Genomic DNA, 10,619 nt, shown 5'->3' on the forward strand with positions numbered 1-10,619 from the left:
GGACGAAGATGGATTCTCCGCCGTGGCGGACTGGAATGACAAAATAGAAGGCTGACTGCACTTCTTAATTCTTCGTGCGGGACGTCTCTGTCGCGCACCATTCGGCCGTCAGGTCACCCGCCCCGCCACAGCGGGCAGGCGTGGAGGGGCGTGCCGGAGACGGCACTCCTCGCAACGACTCAGATACTAAGGGTACACCATGTGGAGATAATGAGGACATTCAGCAATATATGGGTGACCAAAACTCAGCCCTTCTTTTTTCTATTCGAGACAAAATCCCACAAGACATAACTGCCAAGATTATCCACCGAACTGAAATATGCCCGGCCATGATTCAGTTCAGTCAATCGCTCGACGAACTGCTGGAGATACGGGTCGTCGGTCACCATAAAAGTCGTAATCGGGATTTTCTTTTTTCTGCAGATAACGGCTTCGTCAAGGGTGCGATTCACAATCCGTGGATCTAGGCCATTTGGATTTTTGTAAATCTCTCCGTTTGAACGAGTGATCATCGATGGTTTACCATCAGTGACCATGAATATCTGTTTGTTCACATGCTTCTTAGTCAGCAAAATCTGACGCGCCAAGCGGAGGCCGGCCTGGGTATTTGTATGAAACGGCCCGACTGAAAGATAGGATAAATCCTTTATCTGTACTTCTTTTGCCTCGTCGCCGAAGGTCACAATCGAGAGGTGGTCTTTAGGGTATTTAGTCAAAATCAATTCAGTAAAAGCCATTGCGACCTGTTTGGCAGGTGTGATACGGTCTTCGCCATAGAGAATCATCGAATGCGAAATATCAATCATAAGCACAGTCGCGCACGAGCTCGCTTTTTCAGTCTCGAAAACCTCAAGGTCTTTCTCGATCATATTGAGCCCAAGGTCAGCGGTGCGTTTTATGGAATTAAAGAGCGAACTGCTGAAATCGATATTACTCGGGTTGTCGCCGAAAGCATACGGCCGCTTCTCGGGCAGAGCTTCCTCGGAACTGCCGCCTTCATAGGGCAGTCGGTGATCTCCTTTGCCGGCCGAGCGGAGTTTTGTGAAGATCGCTTCGAAAGCTGATTGCCGGAGCGATTTTTCTCCCTTGGGGGCCAGTTTGAATCCATCTTTGGTCTTGCGAACCATGTCTGATTTCTCAAGATTCTTTTTGAATTCGTTGAGGTCATATTTGCTGTCGAGAATTCCCTGCTGCTGCAGACGCTCCATGAGCTTGAGAGTGGCATCGACGTTACCATTGAGGCGCATGAGAAGATAATTGAAAATAGCCATCAGATCGGAGAGGTTTTTCAGTTTGGAAAAGAGCGCCTCATCCCATTCGGTATAGAGAAATCTCATTTAGACTCCGCCCATCCCTTTGAGCATATCCGAGAAAATATCGCCATAACGAATGACCGAATCGAGTTCAGCGCGGGCAATGATATTATTGTGATGAAGTCCTTCGAGCACCAATTCCATCCTCAGCAAAAGCTCGCGTTCATCTTTGGTCTGGAAATTGCGCTGGACAATTTCTTTCAAGCCGGGCAGTGATGTGAGGCGTTTTTTGTATTCAGCAAAGGGCATCTCATCGGAAAGTTCCAACTGTTTGCCGCCGGAGAAATAATCGGTCACGGCTTCGTAGGGATTTTCAACCGGTGCGACATCTTTACGAGTGTGTTCTTTTACAGGCGCGGGAAAATATTCAAGGAAAACAGTATTGATTGCTTTGCCGATAAGATTGTTCGCCACTAAAAGCGAGCCTTCTTGTTCTCCTTCATAAACCAATTCAATTTTGCCGGTCACCGATGGGATAATCGCATAAAGGTCGCTCATGCGGGGGTAGAGGTCGTTGTCATTAAAGTGGTGCGACCGACGCTCGACATTTGAAAGGAAATTCTCATAGGCCGAAATAGATAGACGCGCTGATACTCCTGATGTCTGGTCGACATATTCGCTGGTGCGGGCTTGGAGCGAGACTTCCTCGATAATATCGCGCATGAACTCCGGTACGGTTACTTTGGGGCCAGCTTTGCCAGAAGCATCTTTTGTGACTTCGCCCATAGTGATCGCTTTGGCATCATCGCGGCTCCGCGGATAATGGGTGATAATTTGCGAATCAATACGGTCTTTGAGCGGGGTGATTATGTTTCCGCGATTGGTGTAGTCTTCGGGGTTAGCCGAAAAGACCATGCAGATATCGAGCGGAATGCGAAGTGGGAATCCGCGTACCTGAATGTCGGCCTCTTCGAGGATATTTAGCAATCCCACCTGAATACGCGGCTGGAGGTCGGGCAGTTCGTTGATAGCAAAGATACCACGATTCGTGCGGGGGATTATACCCCAGTGAATTACTTCTTCGTTTGAAATATCGAGCTTCTCCCGGGCAGCTTTGATTGGATCAATATCACCGATGAGGTCAGCGATTGAAACATCGGGAGTGGCCAATTTCTCATGATAGCGCTCGTCACGCGCTCGCCACACTATCGGCGTGTTATCTCCGAGTTGGGCGACATGCTTCTGGGCGCGGGGCGAAATGGGATGGAATGGGTCTTCATTGAGGTAGCTCTCGGTCAGCGATGGCTGGTGTTCGTCAAGAAGCGTTTGGAGTTGACGGATAATACGGGTCTTTGCCTGACCGCGGAGTCCAAGAAGTATAAAGTGGTGCTTTGAGAGGATTGCGTTTATCAGTTGGGGAATGACGGTCTTATCGAAGCCGACAATGCCCGGAAAGAGTGTCTCGCCGGATTTTATCTTGTCGATTAAATTCTCACGCATTTCCTCTTTGACGGTACGGCTCTTCCAGCCGCTCGTTCTCAATTCACCTATTGTTGTGGCAAGTTTACTACTCACACGTCTCCTTTATCAGATTACCTCTATTATGCCTATTCCGGCGTTGCTTATGGAGATAACAACCAAAGACAGGGATTGGTTGCAGGCAATTCTCCGGGTTGAATTGACGAAATATATACAATTGGCGTGTGAGTGCAACCGAAAGCAGAGCTTTGTCTATGATGAAAAATTCGGATTCAGCCCCAAAAGAGACTGTCTAAAAGATGTGGTTGGGGATAAAAGAGGGGGGTTAGAGTTCCTCAAGTTCTTTGAAATACCTACCCCGCACGTCTTTGGAGACAGAACCGGAGGGGACATCAAGGACTTCGGCGCGAAAAGGATGGCTTCCCTTAATGACAATAATATCGTTAAACTTGACTTCGTAAGAGGCTTTGACTGGACGGCCATTAACTTGAATGAGCCCGTTAGTTGCCATCTCTTTTGCAACTGTGCGACGTCTGATTATTCCGACGGTCGAGAGGAAATCGTCAACCCGCATCAACTATCCAGGCGGTATTCGATGTAGGTGCGGTCTTTGATATCGGCAATCCACTTATCAACAAGTTTGCCGGTCTTATCCTGTCGGGCAAGCTCTTTGACTTGATCGAAATCACCGACGAGATCCAATTTCTTTGCTGATTGATATTCAAGGAGTTTAAGAATATGGACGCCAAACTGCGAAAGAATTGGTCCTTTGATTTCACCGGCGGTCTGCCAACCTTGAAGCGGCTCAACAAAGTCCTGCGGCAGTTGATTGGTCGCAAACCAGCCAAGTTCGCCGCCTTGGGCACGGCTTTGATCATCTGTTGAAAACGTCTTTGCCAACTCCTGAAAATCAGTTCCTGAGCGCGCTTCTTCAATGAGTGAATCAGCAAGCGCCATCGTGGCCGCTGTGTCTTGGGCTGATGGCACAACTGCGAGGAGAATATGCCGGAGCCTTGCTTGGTCGTCGCGTTTTCCCTCGAGGCGGATTATATGGTACCCGAACTGGGTTCGAACCGCGCCCGATATTTCCCCATCGTTGAGGGCAAATGCGGCGCGGGAGAATTCAGGGACGACATCATCGCGAGACACAAATCCTAAATCGCCGCCGTTGGCGCCAGCGCCCAAGCTTGCGTATTGAACCGCCAGAGCGGCAAAATCCTCGCCGCCAATGATTCGTTCACGCAGAGACATAGCCAGTTGCTTCACAGAATCCTCGACACTATAGGCAGGTCGAATCTGAAGTAGAATATGCGAGAGCTTTGTTGCCTCGGGCTGGGTCGGAATAGAGTCTTCGAACTGCCGATAAAACTCTTCGACTTCATGTTTAGATACAGAGACACTGTACAATTTTTTCTGAATATGACGCTGGCGAAGCAGTTGATTTTCAATATCGGCACGGTACCGTTTCTGCAGGTCTCGAAGCGTCAACCCTTCCTGAGAAAGTCGGGATATGAAGGCTTCATTTGACTCGTAATTGGCGGCTATGCGGGCAATCTGTTCTTCGAGAGCCTTGTCTATTTCTTCGGTGCGGATCGATATCGACGTATCTTTCTGAGCTTCGAGTAAAAAAAGCTTGTCGGATATCATCTGCTCGAGCACTTCGATTTGGAATTGCTTTATTTCGTCTTGTGATGTCGGTTTCTTATTGGTTTGAAAAGCGACCAGTTCAATCTGGGCGGCGAGTTCGGTGGCGGTGATTGCTTCTTTCCCGACCACAGCGACGATCTTGTCAACGGTTTCGCGCTTTTGGGCCGATACATGAGCCGACATCGAAACGAGCGCGATTGCTGTAAGAAGAAAAATGGAGGGACGATTCATCTCTTAGTTATTACTCCCAGTTGAAGTGGTATCCTGAACGGTATATTTTTTGGTGTCGATGGCTTCACGAAGAACATCTTCATACACCTCGATCTTTGTTGTTGCCTTGCGTGCTTCGATCCACTGAGATATCGCACCGTTACGAGTATCATCAACCAATTTTGTGACAATTTCACGCTTTACGTCCAAGTAGTCTTTGAGGGCAGACGGGAGTTTATCGGCTACATAGAAAATTGAGTATTTGCCGGTAGTAAAGACCGGCCCTCCAATTGATCCCACTGGCAGTTTTGTTGCCTCGGCAAAAATTTCAGGAAACCATTGTTCTTCGATATATCCAAGGTCACCGTTGGTGCTTCGCTGTGCCGGACGCTCAGTATAGTCGACGGCTTTGTCTTTGAAGTTTTCAAGTGATTTTACATCGCCCACAAGCCGTTTGGCCAGCAGTTCATCGCCGGTTAAAATCTCAAAGACACGCACTTTTGCCGGTTCGGTAAACTCCTCGCGGTGCTCCTCATAGTATTTGCGTGAGGCAGAGTCAGTGACCATAAGTCCGGCAGGTATTGTATCAGTTCGCATGATATCCGCCATGCTCAGGTCTTTGAATAGTTGCATTTTTCGTTTGAACTCAGGTTCGTTCTCGAGACCTTCAAGACTGGCTTCATAGGCGAGAAAATCCGGCTTCTTTAGTTCGAAGATGAAAACCTCAAGCGAGTCGTAATCGTCGAAGTCGGGGCGGTACTGAGGAGGAATTTCTGCGGCACGGGTCAGGTAGTCAAAGAGCGAAATTTGGCCGCCATTCCATGTGGCGAGCACAAGTTCTTTTTCATTTCGGTCAAGCTGCTGAACATCGAAATCACTTTTCGGCAGCCCGGCAAGAAGCTGGGGAGGATAAAGGTTTTCGCGTTTGTGCAGGACATACTGGGAGGTTGCTGTATCGACTGTGACTGGATATTTGGCTGCGATCTGATCGAAATATTCGTATGTGACTGTGTTTCGCTTATTTCCCAAGACAGCTTCACGCAGTGAGGGTTTGAGTTGCTCGTATTCGCCTCGATTAGCGTTCGCTTTTTTGTCGATAAGTTTGATAATATGATACCCAAATCGGGATTTGATCGGCGGCGAGACTTCGCCCGGCTGAAGTGCGAAAGCTACTCTTTGAAATTCATCGACAGTCGCGCCCCATTCAAACCACCCAAGATCGCCGCGCGTGCGCTTTGCGGTTGCATCGGTGGAGTAATCATAGGCAAGCTGTTCGAAATTCTCGCCCGCCTTTACTTTTTCAAACACCAAATTGGCTGAGTCTTCGGTCCGAAGGAGAATCTGATAGGCATGGATGGTGTATTCGAGATTGTCATAAAATTCACGAATTTCGGCTTCGGTGACATCGACTTTGGAGGAAACATGCTTCTCATAGAGCATATCGAGCAAAAACTTGTCCTTGTTGGCCAAGACTACGCGGGCCACCTCCTCATGCTTGTCGATATTTTTCTCATAGGCTCCCTGGATAAGGAGGCGGCTGTGAATAATCGAATCAAGAACATTGCGCTTGGCCGTAAATTCTTCATCTGCGGTGCCAAAGTTGAAATTGACATTCCGCGTCATGTCATCCAGTTCCTGCAGAGTTATTTCATAGTCTCCAACCTCTGCGATAACATTGTTGTCCGATTTGCTGCATCCCGCAAAAAGAAATGCCGAAACTGTAATGGCGCCTATAAGGCTTTTAATTGCGCCTCTATTCATCTGAAAGTATCCTCCGCTCAATAATTGAGTCTTTTACCATATGTATACAACTTTGTTCCAGCCGCTACAAACGGCAGCCTTCAACATAGTAAAACGCAATTGGTAATCCAACAAGGAATTACGGTCTGTATTGGAGTGGAAATAGCCTTTCAAGCGGTCTATTCGGTTAGTCCAGTGAGCTCGATTGGCTCCCATAGATTACAACTTGCGGCGTTTTTCCATTTCCTGGGCAATGTCCAACGCATTGGTAGTTTCAATCTTTTTTAGTTCCGCAATGATGGCCTGATAATCCCGGTCATCTCGATTCTGGCTCAGTTTATATGCGGCCTCAGTTCTATCGATACTCATCTCGAAGCCGACAATTCCCTTGAGTTCTGTGCGTAGAAAGTCTTCCGGAAGATCGCTGAACTTGGCCGGTCGAAGGGAAGGTGATTCATACTTACTCATGAGGCGGGTAAGCATCGTGCGAAGAGCGTCGCCTTCGACAATACTTGCTTTTCCGTAAATGTGTATGGCAACATAATTCCAGGTGGGGACATTGACTTGATTGTACCAGCTCGAGGAAATATAGCTGTGCGGTCCGGTAAAAAGGGCAAGCAGTTCGCTTCCATCGCCAAGACTCTTTCTCTGTTTATTTCCGCGAGAAATATGTCCGGAAATGACTTTCTGGCCCGTCTCACTTGTCTCAAGTTCGAGCGGAAGATGAGTCGCTATTGGCACACCGTCACCGAAACTTATGAGGGTGGCAAAACTATTATTGGTGATGAATCGGGATATTTCGCTTGTGTCGGTCTCAAGAAATTGCTTGGGAATATACATATCTACTTGTGCCTTCAATTCTTATGGTTGCTCCATGGCATCAATTAAGAGCACACTCATGGAACAGGTCAAGAGATAATTGGCCTGTATGCTGAGGATTACTGATTTGTGTACAAAAGAATGAAAAGAGCTAATTGTTCTGCTCGATGATCCTTTCTTTATCTTTAGAGCAGTAAAGTTGTATAAGTCTCATGATGGTATTTCGGAGGTACTGAACTTGAGATGAAATATCACATTGGAACGTCCAGATCGTTCTACCACCAAAACAAGAAATCGTAAAACGGAGGTCATGCATTTATGGCTGAGCAGTATACCAAAAACATTATTGTCAATGGTAACATCTCGCAGGTCTACGGACTCTGGGAGCATTTCGACAATTTTCCGCGGTTCATGGAAAATGTGAAATCGGTGACAAAGAAAGACAACAAGCTGAGCCACTGGGTCGTCGAGGGCCCGATGGGCAAAGATATTGAATGGGATGCCATGATCACAAGTCTCGAACCAAACAAGAAAATCGCTTGGAGCAGTGTCGAAGGGGATATCAAGACGACTGGCGAAGTCCGCTTCAAAGAAATCTCGAATGAAAAGACCGAAGTGACATGCTTTCTTTCGTACGAACCCAAAGGTGTATTCGGAACAACTTTCGCGAAGTTATTCGATAATCCCGAAAAGAAACTTGAGCAGGATCTGATGAATTTCAGGGATTTCGCAGAACAACAGTTCAAAGGCGGCTCTTCTGATAATGTTGCTGGCGGTTTCAGAGGCACCGAGACCGGAACCCGCGGATCACGCGGCAGGAGCATCGGTGGTAGCGAAGACAATCCCGAAGGACTTCGCAACCGTACACCAGGTGGTATCGCGGATAACGAAGGCGAAGACGTCTAAGCACTATGTTTAGTTTGTTATAATTTCGGTTCGCGAGTGGAATTAACAACTCCCTTTCCCTCGCGAACCGAATCACATGTATGACTTCACACGACAACATCGTACCGAATGTACCGAACGCGGGTGCCCACACTCCGGTGGTTATATGTCCCGAATGTAATAGCACACAGATTCGATTTTGGCGCGCCTATGGGCGGTTTCGGGAGCGATGGGAATATTATCAGGGGACGGGCGGTCGCTCCGGTGCGTATATTCAGAAGGTCTGCGAAGATTGCAATTATGAGTGGCGCGAAGGAATTTATTATTGGGGAGGCGGGCCGAGGTAGGGGGGCTAATCTCCGGCTTACAAAACTGCAGGCGGCGGCACCTCTCAAAGTTGCGATAACTGCAAAACTTCCCTCTTTTATGTGCGAGGCTCTCCCTACCCTTTCTCCCATATCAGATATATAAATATCCCCTTGAGCAGAAGCTTCCCGCTTTGCGTGACTGTTGATTCGCACACACAAATGCTTGAGCCCGTTTTCAGTATATGTTCAATCAAAAAAGTGTGTTTTAGCTCTAAAAAACGATCTTCATCGAAGACCCAATTCCACACGAGGTTTTCGATTGCCCAGAGTCAGAATTGATGTTACATTGGTTAAGCACGAAAAGTCTTGTCTTTGTCACTCGTAACAGGCAGGGTTGCATGATAAGTATGCGAATCACCGTAATCTTGGCCGTTGTTCTAACAGTTTGCATGTTGACAGCCCCTCGATCTTCCGCACAGTATGTGAGTATCACAAGCGATGTCCCACCACCGATGAAAGAAGCATCGAAGGATTCGATATTAAGATCGACGTTTACCACCATTGTACACTATCCACATGAAGGGAGAATTCACGACTTAAAATCAATTGTCTGGCTTAAGGTTACCGTAGGGAAGAAAGGCAAAGCGAAGTCTATTCTGATTATCCATTGCGACAAACCAGGTTACGGATTTGAAGAAGAAGCTAAGGAGTCAGTAGAGGATATATATTTTAAAGTCAAATGGGACGGGCTTCGACCAGTTGAATACGAAGGATATTATCCAATAATATTCTATGACCCAGCGAGCACGAGTGTAATCGTTTTTGGAGCCGGACCCGAGAAACTTGCGCCTGGACTTGATGCTCCGATCATTGAACCGTTGACGCCTTTCGAACCAAAGTTTCCGGAGGCTGCACCCACCATAACAGGTGTGGCCAATGTAAATGTAAGAATGTTAATCAATCCGCGAGGAAAGGTGATTAACATCAAAATTATTTCCGCTTCTCATGAGGGGTACGGCTTCGAAGAATCGGCCAGAGAGGCAATTAAGAATGCTCTCTTTCCAATTTATGAAGATAAAGGTAAAAAGTTGGAATATCGTGCTTATACAACAGTGCCCTTTACAAACAATTCTGGGAAGTATGCCGAATCTGTATTGACAGCCTCAGCTATTGGTTCGCGTCCTGATAGTGTGACCGCTGAGCAAATTGAGATAATTCTACAAGATTCATTGTTAAGCCCAAGTCTCAAAGTTCCGCCAATTTATCCCATTGAGGGTCTTTCATCGATTGATGATGCCAATGTCGTTGTAAAAGTTTATTTGCAAAGCAACGGTATACCTGACTCTTCTAGGGTCATTCATTGTAGCGTACCCGGATTGGGCTTTGAACATGCGGCGGCTCACGCTTCAATGCTCACTAAGTTTCGATCTAAGCACATAGATGCGAACACTCTGAGTGGCTATTACAAATATGTTTTCCCTTCTATGATCGAGCCTCCGGCTCAAATAGCTAACGAAACTATCGCAGAAAATATTTCTACAGACGACTCAAACAAGCAAGAGAACCTCGCCTCTGACCAGTTCGACCTTATTCTGCGAGATTCGATGGTTATAGTCAAAACCGTAGTCGCGCCGTCGTTTCCTATCAAAGCGTACGGCAAAGTAACTGATGCGACTGTGTTGCTCAGGCTGTTTGTGAATAGCTATGGGTTTGCAGATTCGGCGCAGGCTGTGTTTTGTTCTGTGCCCGATATGGGATTTGAGCAAGCCGCAATCTCAGCGGCGAAAACTCAACAACCTCAGTTTGAGGTGCAAGACAGACAGGCTTATGTCGGCTTTCACTCATCAATATTCCAGCACCGGACAAGGCCAATATCGGAGTCGGTAGCTGGTAAACCGAAGACCCTGCCAAAGAACTGTGGTCAACGGCGTTGAGTATCCGGACGTTGATGAGTTCGTTCCAGTCGATGTCCAGGCTGAGATGACTCACGAAGAAGGGCCAGATTATCCTCGATTGGCTCGTCAGGCCGAAATCCAAGGCGCAGTCTGGGTCACCGTACTTGTCGGTGAAGACGGTAAAGTGATAGAGAAGAGACTATATAAGTCGAGCGGCACAACAGCGCTTGACGATGCCGCGCTCGCAGTAGCAGATAAGAATAGGTTCAATCCAGCACTCAAGGATGGGCATCCGGTTGCGGTGTGGGTGAAATATAAAGTCAAATTTTCGCTGGGTTATTAAAACAGTATTTCAAATACCGTTCGCTTCAATCCTCTACAAC

General features: G+C 47.4%; 9 protein-coding genes. 3 read left to right on the plus strand and 6 right to left on the minus strand.

Features of this window, described 5'->3' with window-relative positions; all coding sequences use genetic code 11:
- Positions 1-245 precede the first annotated feature (245 nt).
- The 6 genes from SGI97_11460 to SGI97_11485 form a co-directional block, all read right to left on the minus strand.
- Entirely contained in the window at positions 246-1,337 is a 1,092-nt protein-coding gene (locus SGI97_11460; GenBank protein MDZ4724497.1) for a VWA domain-containing protein, read from the minus strand.
- Complete coding sequence (locus SGI97_11465; protein MDZ4724498.1) at positions 1,338-2,828, minus strand: magnesium chelatase; 1,491 nt, start codon at positions 2,826-2,828, stop codon at positions 1,338-1,340. It abuts the gene before it with no gap.
- 229 nt (positions 2,829-3,057) lie between these two features.
- A complete protein-coding gene (locus SGI97_11470) occupies positions 3,058-3,306 on the minus strand; it encodes a S4 domain-containing protein (GenBank protein MDZ4724499.1) in 249 nt (82 codons plus the stop codon).
- The gene (locus SGI97_11475; protein MDZ4724500.1) at positions 3,306-4,610 is read right to left on the minus strand and encodes a peptidylprolyl isomerase; all 1,305 of its coding nucleotides are present in this window, start codon (positions 4,608-4,610) and stop codon (positions 3,306-3,308) included. The genes SGI97_11470 and SGI97_11475 overlap by 1 nt, the downstream gene beginning before the upstream one ends.
- A 3-nt stretch (positions 4,611-4,613) precedes the next feature.
- The gene (locus tag SGI97_11480) at positions 4,614-6,350 is read right to left on the minus strand and encodes a peptidylprolyl isomerase (protein ID MDZ4724501.1); all 1,737 of its coding nucleotides are present in this window, start codon (positions 6,348-6,350) and stop codon (positions 4,614-4,616) included.
- 198 nt (positions 6,351-6,548) lie between these two features.
- Positions 6,549-7,187, minus strand: a complete 639-nt coding sequence (locus tag SGI97_11485) for an FMN-binding negative transcriptional regulator (protein MDZ4724502.1) — start codon at positions 7,185-7,187, stop codon at positions 6,549-6,551.
- 279 nt (positions 7,188-7,466) lie between these two features.
- On the opposite strand from SGI97_11485, the gene SGI97_11490 reads away from it, so the two are divergent.
- The 3 genes from SGI97_11490 (at position 7,467) to SGI97_11500 (ending at position 10,579) form a co-directional block, all read left to right on the plus strand.
- Positions 7,467-8,054, plus strand: coding sequence for an SRPBCC family protein (locus tag SGI97_11490; protein MDZ4724503.1), 588 nt, complete (start codon positions 7,467-7,469; stop codon positions 8,052-8,054).
- Positions 8,055-8,853: 799 nt separating this feature from the next.
- The gene (locus SGI97_11495) at positions 8,854-10,275 is read left to right on the plus strand and encodes an energy transducer TonB (GenBank protein ID MDZ4724504.1); all 1,422 of its coding nucleotides are present in this window, start codon (positions 8,854-8,856) and stop codon (positions 10,273-10,275) included.
- Entirely contained in the window at positions 10,259-10,579 is a 321-nt protein-coding gene (locus SGI97_11500; GenBank protein ID MDZ4724505.1) for an energy transducer TonB, read from the plus strand. The genes SGI97_11495 and SGI97_11500 overlap by 17 nt, the downstream gene beginning before the upstream one ends.
- Positions 10,580-10,619 lie beyond the last annotated feature (40 nt).

Source organism: Candidatus Zixiibacteriota bacterium, assembly GCA_034439475.1.
Lineage (GTDB): Bacteria > Zixibacteria > MSB-5A5 > GN15 > FEB-12 > JAWXAN01.